The sequence below is a fragment of the Amycolatopsis palatopharyngis genome (assembly GCF_003385185.1).
Lineage (GTDB): Bacteria > Actinomycetota > Actinomycetes > Mycobacteriales > Pseudonocardiaceae > Amycolatopsis > Amycolatopsis palatopharyngis.
Genome location: NZ_PQHZ01000058.1, coordinates 18,073 through 34,882, shown reverse-complemented (window position 1 = coordinate 34,882; position 16,810 = coordinate 18,073). Strand labels below are relative to the sequence as shown.

15 protein-coding genes are annotated in these 16,810 nt (G+C 68.1%); 5 read left to right on the top strand and 10 right to left on the bottom strand.

The window, feature by feature from the left end:
• Positions 1 to 96 precede the first annotated feature (96 nt).
• Both D0C15_RS29145 and serA read right to left on the bottom strand, forming a co-directional pair.
• Positions 97 to 1,137 (bottom strand): 3-isopropylmalate dehydrogenase, encoded by a 1,041-nt coding sequence (locus tag D0C15_RS29145; RefSeq protein WP_116051340.1) that lies wholly within the window; start codon positions 1,135 to 1,137, stop codon positions 97 to 99.
• Positions 1,138 to 1,348: 211 nt separating this feature from the next.
• Entirely contained in the window at positions 1,349 to 2,947 is a 1,599-nt protein-coding gene (gene serA / locus D0C15_RS29140) for a phosphoglycerate dehydrogenase (RefSeq protein ID WP_116051331.1), read from the bottom strand.
• A 373-nt stretch (positions 2,948 to 3,320) separates the two neighbouring features.
• On the opposite strand from serA, the gene D0C15_RS29135 reads away from it, so the two are divergent.
• Positions 3,321 to 4,718: an ankyrin repeat domain-containing protein gene (locus tag D0C15_RS29135; protein ID WP_116051330.1), complete on the top strand. Its 1,398-nt coding sequence runs from the start codon at positions 3,321 to 3,323 to the stop codon at positions 4,716 to 4,718.
• Positions 4,719 to 4,807: 89 nt separating this feature from the next.
• Entirely contained in the window at positions 4,808 to 5,551 is a 744-nt protein-coding gene (locus D0C15_RS29130) for an SDR family NAD(P)-dependent oxidoreductase (RefSeq protein ID WP_116051329.1), read from the top strand.
• Positions 5,552 to 5,646: 95 nt separating this feature from the next.
• On the opposite strand, the gene D0C15_RS29125 is transcribed toward D0C15_RS29130, so the two are convergent.
• From D0C15_RS29125 to D0C15_RS29110, 4 genes are all read right to left on the bottom strand, one after another.
• A complete protein-coding gene (locus tag D0C15_RS29125; protein WP_116051339.1) occupies positions 5,647 to 5,919 on the bottom strand; it encodes a DUF397 domain-containing protein in 273 nt (90 codons plus the stop codon).
• Positions 5,920 to 6,004: 85 nt separating this feature from the next.
• A complete protein-coding gene (gene ilvC, locus D0C15_RS29120; RefSeq protein ID WP_116051328.1) occupies positions 6,005 to 7,018 on the bottom strand; it encodes a ketol-acid reductoisomerase in 1,014 nt (337 codons plus the stop codon).
• A gap of 77 nt (positions 7,019 to 7,095) precedes the next feature.
• The gene (ilvN, locus tag D0C15_RS29115; protein ID WP_116051327.1) at positions 7,096 to 7,602 is read right to left on the bottom strand and encodes an acetolactate synthase small subunit; all 507 of its coding nucleotides are present in this window, start codon (positions 7,600 to 7,602) and stop codon (positions 7,096 to 7,098) included.
• Positions 7,602 to 9,470, bottom strand: coding sequence for an acetolactate synthase large subunit (locus tag D0C15_RS29110; RefSeq protein ID WP_116051326.1), 1,869 nt, complete (start codon positions 9,468 to 9,470; stop codon positions 7,602 to 7,604). The genes ilvN and D0C15_RS29110 overlap by 1 nt, the downstream gene beginning before the upstream one ends.
• A gap of 415 nt (positions 9,471 to 9,885) precedes the next feature.
• Here D0C15_RS29110 and D0C15_RS35250 point away from each other — a divergent pair, with 415 nt between their 5' ends.
• On the top strand, positions 9,886 to 10,365 hold the full coding sequence (locus D0C15_RS35250) for a PH domain-containing protein (protein ID WP_245976374.1): 480 nt from the start codon (positions 9,886 to 9,888) through the stop codon (positions 10,363 to 10,365).
• A 196-nt stretch (positions 10,366 to 10,561) separates the two neighbouring features.
• A complete protein-coding gene (gene ilvD, locus D0C15_RS29100; RefSeq protein ID WP_116051324.1) occupies positions 10,562 to 12,406 on the top strand; it encodes a dihydroxy-acid dehydratase in 1,845 nt (614 codons plus the stop codon).
• A 71-nt stretch (positions 12,407 to 12,477) separates the two neighbouring features.
• On the opposite strand, the gene D0C15_RS29095 is transcribed toward ilvD, so the two are convergent.
• From D0C15_RS29095 to D0C15_RS29080, 4 genes are all read right to left on the bottom strand, one after another.
• Positions 12,478 to 13,032, bottom strand: coding sequence for a DoxX family protein (locus D0C15_RS29095; protein ID WP_116051338.1), 555 nt, complete (start codon positions 13,030 to 13,032; stop codon positions 12,478 to 12,480).
• Positions 13,033 to 13,173: 141 nt separating this feature from the next.
• A complete protein-coding gene (locus tag D0C15_RS29090) occupies positions 13,174 to 13,581 on the bottom strand; it encodes a VOC family protein (protein ID WP_116051323.1) in 408 nt (135 codons plus the stop codon).
• 63 nt (positions 13,582 to 13,644) lie between these two features.
• Complete coding sequence (locus tag D0C15_RS29085) at positions 13,645 to 14,358, bottom strand: hypothetical protein (protein ID WP_116051322.1); 714 nt, start codon at positions 14,356 to 14,358, stop codon at positions 13,645 to 13,647.
• 221 nt (positions 14,359 to 14,579) lie between these two features.
• Entirely contained in the window at positions 14,580 to 15,494 is a 915-nt protein-coding gene (locus D0C15_RS29080) for a 2-hydroxyacid dehydrogenase (RefSeq protein WP_116051337.1), read from the bottom strand.
• A gap of 94 nt (positions 15,495 to 15,588) precedes the next feature.
• Between D0C15_RS29080 and D0C15_RS29075 the strand changes: the two genes are divergently transcribed.
• A complete protein-coding gene (locus D0C15_RS29075; protein WP_245976372.1) occupies positions 15,589 to 16,791 on the top strand; it encodes a PQQ-dependent sugar dehydrogenase in 1,203 nt (400 codons plus the stop codon).
• The last annotated feature ends 19 nt before the right edge of the window (positions 16,792 to 16,810 follow it).

Below are 16,810 nucleotides of genomic sequence, written 5' to 3'. Positions count from 1 at the left end.
GGGTGGGATGGGGTGGACACAGTGAAGGCCACCTCGCGAGCGTTGTACGCACGCGAGGTGGCCTTGACGGTTCAGCGCTGTTCCGGCCCTACGAGGTCAGGCGACCGGCCGGACGTTGGAGGACACCAGTGCCGCGAGGCGGTCACCGATCGACTGGGTGGCCCCCGGCGAGGACTGGTCCCGCGTCGCGAGATCGAACGCCACCGAAGCCTCGATACGGCGCGCCGCCTCCTTCTGACCGAGGTGGTCGAGCAGCAACGACACCGACAGCACGGCCGCGGTCGGGTCGGCGAGGCTCTGCCCGGCGATGTCGGGCGCACTGCCGTGCACCGGCTCGAACATGCTCGGATTGCGGCGGGTGATGTCCAGGTTCCCGCTCGCGGCGAGTCCGATACCGCCGGTCACCGCGGCCGCGAGGTCGGTGACGATGTCGCCGAACAGGTTGTCGGTGACGACGACGTCGAACCGGGACGGATCGGTCACCAGGTGGATCGTCGCCGCATCCACATGCGAATAGGCCACGGTGACGTCCGGGTGCTCGAGCGAGGCCTCCTCGACGATCCGCGACCACAGCGAACCCGCGTACTCCAGCACGTTGGTCTTGTGCAGCAGCGTGAGGTGCTTGCGCGGACGCTCCTCGGCGCGCCGGAACGCGTCGTTGACCACACGCCGGACACCGAAGGCCGTGTTCACGCTGACCTCGGTGGCGATCTCGTTCTCGGTGTCCTTACGCAGCAGACCGCCGTTGCCCGCATACGGACCCTCGGTCCCCTCCCGGACGACCACCATGTCGATCTCGGAGTTGTCGGCGAGCGGGCCGCGCACCCCCGGGTAGAGCCTGGCGGGCCGCAGGTTCACGTGATGGTCGAGTTCGAACCGCAGACGCAGCAACAGTCCCCGCTCGAGAATGCCGCTGGGAACCGAAGGGTCCCCCACCGCACCGAGCAGGATCGCGTCGTGCTGCCGAAGCTCGCCCAGCACCGACTCGGGGAGGAGTTCCCCGGTGGAATGCCACCGGGCCGCACCGAGGTCGTAGTTGGTGATCTCTGCGGCCGGAACGACTTCACCGAGCACCTTGAGCGCCTCGGTGACCACTTCGGGCCCGATCCCGTCACCTGGGATCACCGCGAGCCGCATCCACACACCTCCGTCGATCGGGGACCGGAGCCCCGGATGCCCCATCTGCAACAAAACTCCAGCCCCGGCAGGTTACCGGCCGTCGACATCCGACCGAAGCACTACCACCCTTACGCCGGAGTATCCCGCTCCCCGAGACACCCGAACGGGGCATAGGACTACCCACCGCGCGGGGTTCGTCCTCGAGGAGCAGGGCCGGCCTGCGAGCGCGTCAGTCGAACTCGACGGCCCTGATCAGGCGCGCACCCACCGACGCCCCGATGGGCTCCAGCACGTGCGTGTCGACCGAGCGGTCGACACGCAGCAGCATGACGGCGTCCGTCCTGTCCGTCGTCTGGCTGATCTGCGCGGCCTCGATGTTGATCCCGGCCTCGCCGAGCAGGGTGCCGACCCGGCCCATGATTCCCGGCCGGTCCGGGTACTCCAGCAGCAGCACGTTGCCCTCGGCGCGCAGGTCGAAGTGCCTGCCGTTGACCTCCACCAGCTTCTGCACCTCGTCCTTGCCGGTCACGGTGCCGGAGACCGAGAGGGTCGTACCGTCGGCGTGCACCGCCCGCACGGTGACCAGGCTGCGGTGGTTGGGGCTCTCCGGCTCCGAGACGAGCTCCACCGTCACGCCGAGCTCCTCCGCGAGCCGGGGCGCGTTCACGAAGGTGACCTGGTCCTCGACGACACCGGAGAACACACCGCGCATGGCGGCCAGCTGCAAGACGCCGACGTCCTCGGCGGACAGCTCGCCGCGCACGACCACGGTGACCGACGAGGGCGCCTTCGCGCTGAAGGCCGAGACGACCGTGCCCAGCTTCTGCGTGAGAGGCAGGTAGGGCCGCACCTCCTCGCCGACCGTGCCGCCGCCCGCGACGTTGACCGCGTCCGGCACGAAGTCGCCGCGCAGTGCGAGCAGCGTCGAGCGCGCGACGTCGGTGCCCGCCCGGTCCTGCGCCTCCGCGGTGGACGCACCGAGATGCGGCGTCACGACGACGTTGGGCAGCTCGAACAGCGGGCTGGAGGTGGTGGGCTCGGAGACGAAGACGTCGATGCCCGCACCCCCGACGTGCCCGGCGCGGATGGAGTCGGCGAGCGCGTCCTCGTCCACGAGGCCGCCACGGGCCGCGTTGACGATGATGACGCCCTTCTTGGTCTTGGCCAGGGCGGCAGCGTCGAGCAGTCCCTTGGTCTCCGGGGTCTTCGGCAGGTGGATGGAGATCGCGTCGGCCCGCTCGAGCAGTTCGTCCAGCGACACCAGCTCGATACCCAGCTGCGCGGCGCGGGCCGCGGAGACGTAGGGGTCGTAGGCGATCAGCTCGGTGTCGAACGCCGCGAGACGCTGCGCGAACAGCTGGCCGATCTTGCCGAGGCCGACCACACCCACGGTCTTGCCGTTGAGTTCGATGCCCGAGTAGGAGCTGCGCTTCCACTCGCCGCCACGCAGGCTCTGATCGGCGGCGGGGACCCGGCGGGCGACGGCGAGCAGCAACGCGACGGCGTGCTCGGCGGCGGAGACGATGTTCGACGTGGGCGCGTTGACCACCAGAACACCTCGCTCGGTGGCCGCGGGCACCTCGACGTTGTCCAGGCCGACCCCGGCGCGCGCCACGACCTTCAGCCTGCTGGATGCGCCGAGCACCTCGGCATCGACCTTGGTTGCCGAGCGCACCAGGAGCGCGTCCGCTTCCTGCACCTCCTTGAGGAGGGCGGCGCGGTCGGTGCCGTCCACGTGCCGGACCTCGACCTCGTCGCCGAACACGCTCACCACGGACGGCGCGAGCTTCTCGGCGATGAGTACGACGGGCTGGCTGGGCTTGCTCACGATGCGGCTCCCACTGCTCGGTGTCTGTGTTCAACGAATGCTCGGGTGCCAGCGCCCTCGTGGGCGGCACAATGAAGGGCCGCGGTCAGCCGACATGCCCAACTCGGGAGCGAAACACCCCACCTACGGTGACCGGCCACCGCACTGTGGCCGGATGGCGCAGTTTAACCCCGATGAGGCCCACTCGAATGGGTACCCGCCAATCGTCCACACCATGGGACGATCCCGGCCACTACACTCGTGTCCAGCGCGGCAGGGGCCGCGTCCCGTCCGCGGAAAGGGCCGAGCCCACCCCGTGCACCATCGTTTCCGGCCGCACCCTTCTTTCCTGCCCGGAACCGCGGACAGCCAGGGCGTCGTGGAAGGAAGTGGCATGGAATCGTCAATTCCGCCGTTCGCCAGTGTCGAACAGTTGCGCAAACGAGCGAAGGACCTGCTCCGCGAAGCCAGGGCCGGTGATCCGGCCGCGCTGGCCAGGATCACCGCACACCGCCGGCACGATCGCGAGCGGCCGACGCTCAGCGACGCACAGCTGAGTATCGCCCGCGAGCACGGATTTCCGGCCTGGGCTCGCTTGCGGTCCTATGTAGAACGCCTGCGCGGACACGGACCCGACCTCGAACACGCGTATCGCAGCGATCCCGAGTACTACGAGGACAGAGCGGCCGGGCTGCTCGCCTCGGCAGGGGACGGCACCGCCGAGGCGGTGGCCGCGTTCGAGCGGGTACGCGCACCGATCACCCTGAGCGGAGCGCGGCTGGTGCTGGCCCGGCAGCACGGCTTCGGACGGTGGGCCGAACTTCGCGAGCACGTGCGTGCCCTTGCCGGCAGCGGAGAACCGTTCGCCCGCGCCTATCAGGCGATCGAGCAGCAGGACGTGACCGCGCTGGCGGCGCTCGCCGACCGGTTTCCCGAGCTGGTCAGGGCGCGCGGCACGAACGGCAACGACCTGCTGGGGATGTCGGCCGCCACCTGCGACGAGCGGCTGGTGCGGGTGTTGCTGGACCGCGGTGCGGATCCGGCGCGAACCAACGCCCACGGCTGGACGCCGTTGCACCAGGCGGCGTACGCGGGTCTCCCGCACCTGGCGGCGACACTGCTCGCCGCCGGTGCGCCGGCCGGGGCGTCCGCGCGCGGAGACGGCGGTACGCCCCTTGCGGTCGCGTTGTTCTGGGGACGCCGGGAGACCGCCGAACTGCTGGCCGAGCAGGCGGTGGTGCCGGAGAACCTGCGTATCGCGGCCGGCCTTGGCAGGCTGGACCTGATCGGCTCGCTGCTCGCGCCGGACGGCACCCTGGCAGCCGCGGCCGGTCGCCATCGCGGCTTCTACCGGCCGCACAGCGGTTTCCCGGCCTGGCGACCGTCGACGGCGACGGCGGAGATCCGGGACGAGGCGCTGTCGTGGGCGGCGCGCAACGATCGGGCGGAGGCCGTGGAACTGCTGGTGCGACACGGCGCGGACCTCGATGCCGACGTGTACCGGGGAACCGCGCTCACCTGGGCGGCAGCATGCGGACGGGTAGCCGCGGTACGACGGCTGCTCGCGCTCGAGGCCGACCCGGACCGCCGTGGCACCTTCGGCGGGCCCAGCCACGGCGAGGGGGTCACTGCCCTACACCTCGCCGCGCAGCATGGCGCCGTCGATGTGATCGAGGCACTGCTCGAGGCGGGAGCCGACCGGACGATCCGGGACGAGCTGCACGACGGCGACGCCGCGAGCTGGGCCGAGCACTTCCACCAACCGGCCGCGCGCAAGTTGTTGAATACTTGAACACCAGGTCCGAAAGTCGCCGGTAACCGACTCCTTTCTCCCGTTTCCTGGAAGACGTGAGACAACACGGACAACGGGAGGAAGCAGCGATGGCACGCGCACTCGACGGCAAGGTCGCACTGGTCACGGGGGGCAGCCGAGGCATCGGCGCCGCGATCGCCATCCGGCTGGCCGAGCAGGGGGCCGACGTGGTGATCACCTACCAGCGCAGTGCGGATCAGGCCGGCAACGTCGTGGATTCGGTCAAGGCATACGGCAGGCGAGCACTGGCGGTACAGGCTGACAACGCCGACGCGGAGGCGGTGGCAGGCTCGGTACGGGCCACCGTGGGCGAGTTCGGCAGGCTCGACATCCTGGTGAACAACGCCGGTGTCGGGCACTACGGCACGATCGAGGACATCTCACTGGGCGAACTCGACCACGTCGTCGCCGTGAACGTGCGCGCACCGTTCCTGGCCAGCCAGGCCGCGGTGCCGCATATGACCGAGGGCGGGCGGATCATCACGATCGGCAGTACCGCGGCCGATCGCGCCGCCGTGGCGGGTTTCAGCCTCTACGGCCTGAGCAAGGCGGCACTGACCGGTCTGACGAAGGCCCTTGGCAGGGAACTCGGCCCACGCGGTATCACGGTCAATCTCGTGCAGCCGGGACCGATCGACACGGAACTCAATCCGGCTGACGGCCCCGGGGCGGACGGGCAGCGGGAGTTCGTCGCGTTGGGTACCTATGGGCGGCCGGAGGACATCGACGCGACGGTCGCCCACCTCGCGGGCGAGACCGGCCGGTACATCACCGGAACGGCGCTCGCGGTGGATGGCGGTCACGCCGCCTGAAGTCTCGCACTTTCCCGGGAAAGTGCGACGCTGGAAACTGTCACCCCAGGTCACGCGCTTGCCCTCTTGCACTTTCCCGGGAAAGCGCGGCAGCGCTACCAGGGTTCGTCGAACTCGCCGTCCTTGACGCCCTTCACGAAGGCGTCCCACTCCGACGGTGTGAAGACGAGGATCACCCCGTCCGGCTTCGAGGACTGGCGCATCGCCACATAGGTGACGCCGTCGGTATGTGGAACGAAGGCGTACTCGACGGCGTCCTCGAGCGTCTCCCCCTCGGGCTCGGCCCGGATCCACTCGGCCTTGCTCAGATCCAGCTCGTGGCGGATGTGCGCCTTGTCGTCGACGGGCTGCGACGGTTGCTCGCTCATGCCGCCACGGTAGCGGTTCACCGAGAGGCCACCATGGCCACCTTGGGGCGTCACATCCCCGAGGTGGCCATGGTGGGCAACCGAACTACGCCGTCTCGGTGATGGGGCGATCCACCCACGACATCAGGTCGCGCAGCTTCTTGCCGGTCTCCTCGATCGGGTGCTTCTCGCCCGCGGCCTGCAGCTCGCGGTACTTCGGCCTGCCCGCCTCGTCCTCGGCGACCCACTCACGGGCGAACGTGCCGTCCTGGATCTCGCCCAGGATCTTCTTCATGTTCTCCTTGACCTCCGGCGTGATGACCCGCGGTCCACGGGTCAGGTCGCCGTACTCCGCGGTGTCGGAGATCGAGTAGCGCTGCCGGGCGATGCCGCCCTCGTACATGAGGTCGACGATCAGCTTGAGCTCGTGCAGCACCTCGAAGTAGGCGATCTCCGGGGCATAGCCCGCCTCGGTCAGCACCTCGAAACCGGTCTGCACCAACGCGGACGCGCCACCGCAGAGCACGGTCTGCTCGCCGAACAGGTCGGTCTCGGTCTCCTCGGTGAAGGTCGTCTTGATGACCCCGGCCCGCGCGGCACCGATCGCCGCGGCGTAGGAGAGGGCGAGCGCCTGAGCGTTGCCGCTCGGGTCCTGCTCGACGGCGATGAGGGCGGGAACGCCCTTGCCGTCCACGAACTGGCGGCGGACCAGGTGCCCAGGGCCCTTCGGGGCCACCATCGCGACGTCCACATTGGCCGGCGGCTTGATGAGGTCGTAGCGGATGTTGAAGCCGTGGCCGAAGAACAGCGCGTCGCCGTCCTTCAGGTTCGGCTCGATGTCCTCGCTGTAGATGAAGCGCTGCTTCGTGTCCGGCGCGAGGATCATGATGAGGTCGGCTTCCTTCGCCGCCTCCGCGGGGGTCTGGACCTTCAGGCCCTCGTCCTCGGCCTTCGCCCGCGACTTCGACCCCTCGGGAAGACCGATGCGGACGTCGACGCCGGAGTCACGCAGGCTCAGCGCGTGCGCGTGGCCCTGGCTGCCGTACCCGATCACGGCGACCTTGCGTCCCTGGATGATGCTCAGGTCGGCATCGTCGTCGTAGAAGATTTCGACTGACATGAGGGGTACTTACTTCCTTTCGGATTCTGACATTCTCAGTATGTGGCGGTATCGGTGCCGGGGAAGCGCCGGACGCCTCAGCGCGTGCCGGTGGCGGTGATCGACCGGGCACCCCGGCCGACCGCGACCATGCCGGACTGCACGAGCTCGCGGACCCCGTAGGGCTCGAGCATGCGCAGCAGAGCGTTGATCTTGTCGCCGGTGCCGGTCGCCTCGATCGTCAACGCCTCCGGCGAGACGTCCACCACCTTGGCACGGAACAAGTGCACGGTCTCCAGCACCTGGCTGCGCACCGTCGCATCTGCCCTGACCTTCACCAGCAGCAACTCGCGTCGCACCGCGGTGGTCGGTTCGAGTTCCACGATCTTGATGACATTGACCAGCTTGTTGAGCTGTTTGGTCACCTGTTCGAGCGGTAGCTCCTCAACGGCGACCACGATCGTCATCCGGGACACCTCGGGGTTCTCCGTGGGCCCGACTGCGAGGGACTCGATGTTGAATCCGCGGCGGGAGAACAATCCCGAGACGCGGGCGAGGACACCTGGGACATTCTCCACCAGGACGCTCAGAGTGTGATTCGTCATCAGATCTCATCCTCGTCGAAGAGCGGGCGGATGCCCCGCGCGGCCATGATCTCGTCGTTGCCGGTGCCCGCGGCCACCATCGGCCACACCTGGGCATCCTTGCCGACCACGAAGTCGATCACTACGGGGCGGTCGTTGATGGCCATCGCGCGCTGGATGACGTCGTCGACCTCCTCCTTGCTCTCGCAGCGCAGCCCGGCACAACCGAGTGCCTCGGCGAGCAGGGTGAAATCGGGAATCCGGTGCTTGTGCGTGCCGAGGTCGGTGTTGGAGTACCGCTCCGAGTAGAAGAGGTTCTGCCACTGCCGGACCATGCCGAGGTTGCCGTTGTTGATCACGGCGACCTTGATCGGCGCGCCCTCGATCGCGCAGGTCGCGAGTTCCTGGTTGGTCATCTGGAAGCAGCCGTCGCCGTCGATCGCCCAGACCTGCTTGTCCGGGCAGCCGAACTGCGCACCCATCGCCGCCGGGACCGCGAAGCCCATCGTGCCGAGGCCGCCGGAGTTGATCCAGGTGGCCGGGTGCTCGTACTTGATGAACTGAGCTGCCCACATCTGGTGCTGCCCGACACCCGCCGTGTAGACCGCGTCCGGCCCGACGAGCTGCCCGATGCGTTCGATGACGTACTGCGGCGAGAGCGCACCGTCGTCCGGCCACTCGTAACCCGCGGGGAACGTGTCCCGCCACGAGTTCAGCTGCACCCACCACGCGTCGAGGTCGGGCCCGCCGGACTGCTCGGCCTCACTGCGCACGGCACCGATCAGGTCGTTGATGATCTCCGCGCAGTCACCGACGATCGGCACATCGGCCTTGCGGTTCTTGGAGATCTCCGCGGGGTCGATGTCGGCGTGGACGATGGTAGCTTCCGGCGCGAAGGAGCTGAGCTGACCAGTGACGCGGTCGTCGAACCGAGCGCCGAGAGCGATCAGCAGGTCCGAACGCTGCATCGCGGCGACAGCGGCCACAGAACCGTGCATTCCCGGCATTCCGAGATGCTGCCGGTGCGAGTCCGGGAAGGCACCGCGCGCCATCAGCGTCGTGACGACGGGGATTCCCGTTGCCTCCGCGAGTTCGAGCAACTGCGCGGACGCCTTCGCCTTGATCACGCCGCCCCCGACGTAGAGCACCGGCCTGCGGGACTCCGAGATCAGCCTGGCCGCCTCCCGAACCTGCTTACCGTGCGGGCGCAGGGTGGGCCGGTAGCCCGGCAGCCGCATCTCGGTCGGCCAGGAGAAGGAGGTCAGCTCCTGCAGGACGTCCTTGGGGATGTCCACCAGCACCGGGCCCGGCCTGCCGGTGGAGGCCAGGTGGAAGGCCTCCGCGATCACCCTGGGGATCTCGGCGGGATCGGTGACCAGGAAGTTGTGCTTCGTGATCGGCATCGTGATGCCGCAGATGTCGGCTTCCTGGAAGGCGTCGGTACCGATCAGCGCACGGCTCTGCTGGCCGGTGATGGCCACGACGGGAACCGAGTCCATATTGGCGTCCGCGAGGGGGGTCACCAGGTTGGTCGCCCCTGGACCCGAGGTCGCCATGCACACCCCGACCTTGCCGGTGGCCTGCGCGTAACCGGTCGCGGCGTGTCCCGCCCCCTGCTCGTGGCGCACCAGCACGTGGCGAACCTTCGTGGAGTCGAGCAGTGGATCGTAGGCAGGCAGAATCGTGCCGCCGGGAATACCGAAGACGACCTCGGCACCTACCGCCTCGAGGGACCGCACGAGCGACTGCGCACCGGTCACCCGGACGGGGGTGCCTGCCGGTGGCGCGGGCTTCGGGCGGGAGTCGGGCTGGTTGGGCGACGCGGCGGGAGTTCCACCCGCAGGCGTCGACCCGGCGTTCGTGTCCGATCGCGAGGTGGCGCTTGTCATCGGTTCTGCCTCGTGGGTCTCGGTGCTACTCGGGTTAGCTGTCGCGGTGTAACTGTGTCTTACTCAATAGTCGGGCTATTCAGGTCCGTAGCGAGCCTCACCAATGCTGCGGGCCGCCCGGCCGGTTCTGAATAACCCTCCTGGTTCACTCGTTCAGGTCAGCAGGTTCAGACATCAAAAAACCCCCGCCGACCGAAGAGGTCGCACGAGGGTCGCGCGTCAACGCAGAGGCTGTTCCCTAAGCGTCGACGCGCTTGGGAAGTACGAGGCCGGTCTGCGGTGTCACGCCCACGACGTTAATCGCTGGCTGTCAAGAGTGTCAACTCTGCGGGATCGTGATTCCGGATACTGGACACTCGATCGGACCCGCAACCCCGCTCACCAGTGTCGAATCCGTTCGGTGCACCATCACAGGGTGAACCAGGAAGCGGAGAACTCGCAGCGTAAGGCCCCGGCCGAGGGCCGGAAGGCCATCTTCCGAATCCCTGCCACCGCGATGCTGGCCGTGGCGTTCCTGACGATTTGTGTGACGCCCGCCGCATTCGCGCTGCCGGGCCTGCAGGCGCTCTACCTCGTCCCGATCGCGCTGGCCGTCTGGGTGATCCGCACGAGGACGACCGCGACGACCGAGGGCCTCACCGTGCGAACCGTGTTCGGCGAGCGCGAGCTGCCCTGGTCCGAACTGCGGGGGCTGGCCATGAAGAAGGGCGCGAAGGTGAAGGCCGTGACCGTCGACGGAACCGAAGTGGCCCTGCCCGCGGTCCGTGCCCGGCATCTTCCGGTGCTGTCACTGGTCAGCGGCGGAACCGTGCCCGATCCCACCGGCATCACCGAGGAGATCACCGAGCAGGACCTGCGCACCGGGCCCAAGAAGGAAGGCGGCGGCGAGGAGTAATCTCGAAGTACCGCCACCGGGCCGCAGGCGCCTACCCCACGCCGGCCGTTTCGACATCAGGTACTCGGGAGGGTTGTTCACAAGCCGGCAGACGGGGCCGTCCGGAGAGGGCCCTGACAGCACTGGGCCGTGAACAGCCCGACTCTTGAATAAGCACCGGCCTTCGGCCGCATCGAATAAGACACTAGGTGAGTTCATGCCTGCGCTGCGCTCTCGCACCACCACTCACGGCCGCAACGCCGCGGGGGCTCGTTCCCTCTGGCGCGCCACCGGAATGACCGACAGCGACTTCGGCAAGCCGATCGTCGCCATCGCCAACTCCTACACCCAGTTCGTGCCCGGCCACGTGCACCTCAAGGACCTCGGCGAAATCGTCGCCGAAGGCGTCCGGGAGGCGGGCGGAGTCGCCAGGGAGTTCCACACCATCGCCGTCGACGACGGAATCGCGATGGGACACAGCGGGATGCTCTACTCGCTGCCCTCGCGCGAGATCATCGCGGATTCCGTCGAGTACATGGTCAACGCGCACCAGGCGGACGCGCTGGTGTGCATCTCCAACTGCGACAAGATCACCCCCGGCATGCTCAACGCGGCGATGCGGCTGAACATCCCGGTGGTGTTCGTGTCCGGCGGCCCCATGGAGGCCGGCAAGGCCGTGGTGCTGGACGGTGTCGCCCACCCATCCACCGACCTGATCACCGCGATCTCGGCCTCGGCCAACTCGGCCGTCGACGAGGCAGGGCTGTCCGAGGTGGAGCGTTCGGCGTGCCCGACCTGCGGCTCCTGCTCCGGCATGTTCACCGCGAACTCGATGAACTGCCTCACCGAGGCACTCGGGCTCTCGCTGCCCGGCAACGGTTCCACGCTCGCCACTCATGCCGCACGACGAACCCTGTTCAGCGACGCGGGCCGGACGGTGGTCGAGCTTTGCAGGCGCTGGTACGGCGAGGACGACGACAGCGCGCTGCCCCGCTCCATCGCGAACAAGCACGCGTTCAACAACGCGATGGCGCTCGACATGGCCATGGGCGGGTCCACCAACACGGTGTTGCACATCCTCGCCGCCGCACAGGAGGGCGAGATCGACTTCACGATCTCCGATATCGACGAGATCGGCCGCCGCGTGCCCTGCTTGTCCAAAGTGGCACCCAACTCGGACTACCACATGGAGGACGTGCACAGGGCGGGCGGCATTCCCGCCATCCTCGGTGAGCTGTACCGGGGCGGGCTGTTGCACTCCGATGTCACCTCCGTGCACACGCCGACCCTCCAGGAGTGGTTGTCCACCTGGGACATCCGGGCCGAGTCCCCCTCGGAGACCGCCCTGGAACTGTTCCATGCCGCGCCGGGAGGAGTGCGCACGACGGAGGCGTTCTCCACCGAGAACCGCTGGTCCTCTCTGGACACCGACGCCGAGAACGGGTGCATCCGTAACGTCGAGCACGCCTACACCGTGGACGGCGGGCTCGCCATCCTGCGCGGAAACCTCGCCGAGAACGGGGCGGTCATCAAGTCGGCCGGTATCGACGAGTCTCTGTGGCGGTTCCAGGGCCCGGCACGGGTGCTGGAAAGCCAGGAGGAGGCCGTTTCGGCGATTCTGGGCAAGAAGATCCAGCCCGGTGAGGTGCTGGTGATTCGCTACGAGGGGCCTGCCGGTGGACCGGGTATGCAGGAAATGCTGCATCCGACGGCGTTCCTCAAAGGCTCTGGTCTCGGGAAGAAGTGCGCGTTGATCACCGACGGCCGGTTCTCCGGTGGCTCATCCGGGATCTCGGTGGGCCACATCTCTCCCGAGGCGGCGGCAGGCGGCTTGATCGGGCTCGTGCAGGACGGCGACGAGATCCTGCTCGACGTCCACGAGCGCACGCTGGAGTTGCTCGTGGACCCGCAGGTGCTCACCGAACGCAGGGCCAAGATGGAGGCCAGCGAGCGGCCGTGGCAGCCGGTGGACCGGCAACGGCCGATCACCGCCGCATTACGCGCGTACGCCCGCATGGCCACTTCGGCAGACACCGGAGCGGTTCGCGACCCCAGCAAGTAGCGGTGGTACGGCGAACGCCCTGTCATCCGCCTCGGCCGGTGGGTGACAGGGCGTTCGCGCTACGGGGTCGTTCAGCGGAAAACGACCAGCACCACGACCGAGGCGGCCGCGGCGGCCAGCAGTCCCAGGATCGCGAACGGCATCGGCTTACGGCGCCACGGGGTGTTCTTGTCCACCGCGATCCGGCCCGACCCGGTGAACAGCAGTGCCAGCGCGCCGGCCCCGATCAACAGCTCGTACTCGAAACCTTGCTGCGGCCCCATGAAGAACCCGTTGCCGAACTTCACGAAGACGATGCTCGCCGCGACACCGAGGATCCCGGCGGCACCGATCGGCGTGAAAAGCCCGAACACCAGCAGCAGTCCGCCGACCAGTTCGGTCAGCGCCGTGATCCAGGACAGCAGGGTCGTCTGGCTGGTGAAGCCGAAGCCGCCGAGTGCGTCCGCGAACCCGTTGATGCCGGGGCCGTCGAAAGCGCCGAACAGCTTCTGCAGCCCGTGTGCGGCCATTGTTCCGCCGAGTACGAGGCGCAGGACCAGCAGCCCGAAATCGAGACCGCCGTGCCATCGGGTCGCCTGGTCTCGCGCATCTCCGGTCGTACTGTCCTCGTCGATGTCGGACAGCAAGCTGGTCCGGCCCTGGTCGTCGACAGCGGGAATGGACGTGGTCCTGGACTCGTCATCAGGAGTACTCACGGGCGCAGACTAGGGCATTCCAACAGCACTCGCGAGTCGCTCGTCCGGGCCCGATAGCGGTCCCAGTAGCGGTTACCGCCCGCCCATCATGGACACGTCCATGAACAGGAACGACCACTGGTGCCCGTCCAGGTCCCGGAAACCCCGCATGTACATGAAACCCTGATCCTCGGCCTCCCCCAACGCTTCTCCGCCATGGGCGACGACCTTTCCGACCAGCTCGTCCACCTGCTCCCTGCTCTCGGCCGAAAGCCCGATGATCACCTCGCTGCTCGTCGAGGTATCGGTGATGTCCCTGTTGGTGAATCCGCGGAAGTAGGGCTCCGACTGCAGCAGGACGGAGACATCGTCGCTGACAACCATGTAGGCGGCGTTCTCGTCCGAGAACTGCTGGTTCATCGAAAGACCGATCGCGCTGAAAAGATCGACCGACTTGGCCAGGTCTTTGACGGGTAGGTTGATGAATGTCTTCGTGGACATGGTTATCTCCAGTTCCCAGGTAAACGAATTGCGCTCAGTGTGACTACCGCAGCTGACCGGTGTTCAGTCCTCGAGAAAACTCTTCAGTGCCGAAAGGCGATCACGCCAGTGCGCCTTCATCCGGGCGGCGGACTCAGCCTCGGTCAACTTGTCGTGCGAGAGTGCGACCAGGGCCTTCGTCTCACCTTTCGACAGGAAGGTGACCACGATCCGCGTCGATCCGTCCTCCCAGTCGGCCCTGAAGGACTTGGGCGCGGTGGCCGTGCGCACGGACAACGTCGCACCCGGCAGCCACTGTTCCCGCAACTCGGTTTCGGCGAACGCCTGGAACAATCGATCGACCGGAACCGCGATCGTCTTGGTCACGCCCGCCGAGAAGTATCCGTCGCTCTTCTGTCCCGGCGCTCGCATACCTCGCGCCTGCTCGTACGCCACGGTGATGCTCTGCGACCACCATCCGTCGACCTGGTGCTGCTCCACGAGCCAGCGGGCGATCTCGGTGTGCGTGTGTCGCGTGCCGCCCCAGGCATCGAGCAACGAGAACCATTCGTCCTGTCCCCTGCCGGTGCGCTCCCGGAGTGCGCCGTCGGGAAGCTTCTGCGCCTGGACCGGTTCCGCGGGTGGGTCGGCTGGCGCGGCGGCGGGTACGTCGGGCTCCGGTTGCTGCCGTCCGGTCACGGCCTTTTCGAGCAGCCGCCGCCGGGCTGCGGTGTAGCTCTCGCCGGTCTTGTCCATCCGGGCCCGAACACCGGACTTGAACGACTTCTGCCTGGTCATGACATGCTCCCTGTCAACAGCGCGGCCACAGAACTCACGCTCCTGTCGACCGGCGCCGGATAGGGCATGCTGCCGGCATCCCGAGAACTCGCGGTTCCCTTTGCCCTCTCGAGCCCGATGGCGTGAGCACCGGATATGAGGGTGAGGCGCAGGATTACGCCGAAACCCAGATTACCCGGCCGCGCTGTTCAGCCGCAAGAACCACGGCTTCTTGACGGTGCTCAGTACTCGCCGTGCACGAGGTTGTCCGGCAACTCCCCGTTGACCCAGCGCTCGATCTCGGCGGCGGCCACGGCATAGGAACGCCGCTGCACACCCCGCGCCGCACCCGCGACATGCGGGGTCAGCACCAGACCGGGCGCCGACCAGAGTGGGTGCTGCTCCGGCAGTGGTTCGGGATCGGTGACATCCAGGGCCGCACGAATACGTCCGGTCTCCAGCTCCGCGAGCAATGCGGGGGTGTTCACCACGGCGCCACGAGCCGCGTTCACCAGAATCGCGCCGTCAGGCAGGGCAGCGAGAAACTCGGCATTCACCATTCCGCGCGTCCGCGAGGTCAGCGGCACCATCAGCACCACCACATCGTGCTCGCCGAGCAGGTCCGCCAGTTCGTCGACGGCGTGCACGCCGTCGCGAGCCGACATACCCACCATCGTCACCCTGGTGTCGAATGGTTCCAGGCGGGAGCGCAGCTGCCTGCCGAGATCACCGGCGCCGACGATCAGCACCCGCTTACCCTGCAGGGTGTCCGTGGTGCGCCGGGCCCACCTGTGCGCCTCCTGCGCGGCGGTGAACTCCCGCAGTTCGCGGTACATCAACAGCAGTACTCCGACCACCCATTCCGCGGTGCTGCCGCCGTGCGCACCCCGGCAGGTGGAGAGCAAAATGCCGTCGGGCAGGCCGCCGACCCAATCCTCCGCGCCCGCGGAGAGCAACTGGATCAGTTTCAGCCGTGGCAGGCCCGCGAAGAACTCGTCGGTCGTCTCCGAAAGCTGGAACTTGGGTATCAGCACCTCCGCCTCGCGCGCCTGTGCGGGCAGTGGCTCTCCCCACTGGTAACGCACCGGCTGGACACCGGCGACCTCGGACAGGGCATTCACCCCGTCCTCGTCGGGGACAAGCACCGTAACCGTCATGATCACCACGGTAGCCACGTCAGGTGAACCGCGTCCTCCCGGCGCCCGTGACCGCTTACCGGAGGCTCACGGGCGGCGACCTACCCTCGATGTCGTGCGCCCCCGCTCCAGGAGATTCCCGGCGTGGCCGCTGGCCCTGTTCGCCAGCGGCGCCCTCGCGCTGAGCGGTTGCGCGAACTTCGACGACTCCGCGGCGGGACAGACGTGGGAGCCCGCACCTGATCTGACCCCACAGGCCGGGCCCCAACCCCAGCTTCCCGAAGCAGGCGGCAGCAGAGCGGGTCCACCGAAGGCGCCACCGCGGACACCGGTGCCCCCACCGGACGGGTGCAAGGACTTCAACAAGGCGGTCATCGCCACCTGTCTCGACACGGTTTCCGCGGTGGCCGCACTACCGGTGGCGGGCTCGACGATCGGTGCGCTCGCGGCCGAACGCGTCAGTGGCAGGGTGCTCCGGGTCTCCAGCGAGCCGAAGACCGAACCCAGTGAGATCGCCACCTTCGACGTCGACGCCACCGGGGACGGCGGACTCACCGGGCTGGCGCTGTCGCCCACCTATGCCGAGGACCGCCTGGTGTTCGCGTACCTGACCACCGAAAAGGACAATCGGGTCGTCCGGTTCGCCGAAGGACAGCCGCCGAAACCCGTGCTCACCGGCATCCCGAAGGGGCCGGAGGGCAACCGCGGAGTGCTGCTCGCCGATTCGGCGGGCGCGCTGCTGGTCGCCACCGGCGACGCGGGCGACCCAGCCGCGGCGGCGGACCCGAAGTCGCTCGCGGGCAAGGTGTTGCGAATCGACACATCCGGCGGGCCCGCCAAGGGCAATCCGACGGCGGGCTCACGAGTGCTCACCAGCGGTCTGCAGGCGCCGGGTGGAATCTGCGAATCCGCCGACGGCTCCCGCACCTGGGTCACGGATCGGACCGAGGGGAAGGACGTCGTGTACCGGATCGAGCCGGGGACGGCCCTGTCCACCCCGGTCTGGACCTGGCCCGACCGGCCTGGCGTCGCGGGTTGCACCGACTGGTCGGACGTCCTGATCGTGGCCACCTCGAAGGCGGGCAACCTGCAGAACCTCCCGGTCACCGAGGAGGGCGCCATCAGTGGTCAGCCATCGGTCACGATGGACGGCGAGAACGGGAGCAGCTTCGGCAGGCTCACCGGAATGGACGTCGTGAACCCCGACTTCGTGGTGGCGGGCACGGCGAACAAGGACGGCGGCGAACCGGTGTCGAGTGATGATCGCGTTGTGCTGATCTCCCGGCAGCAGAGCCCGGCCGGCAACGGCAGAGACTGAAACCGCCGCGGGGGTTCCG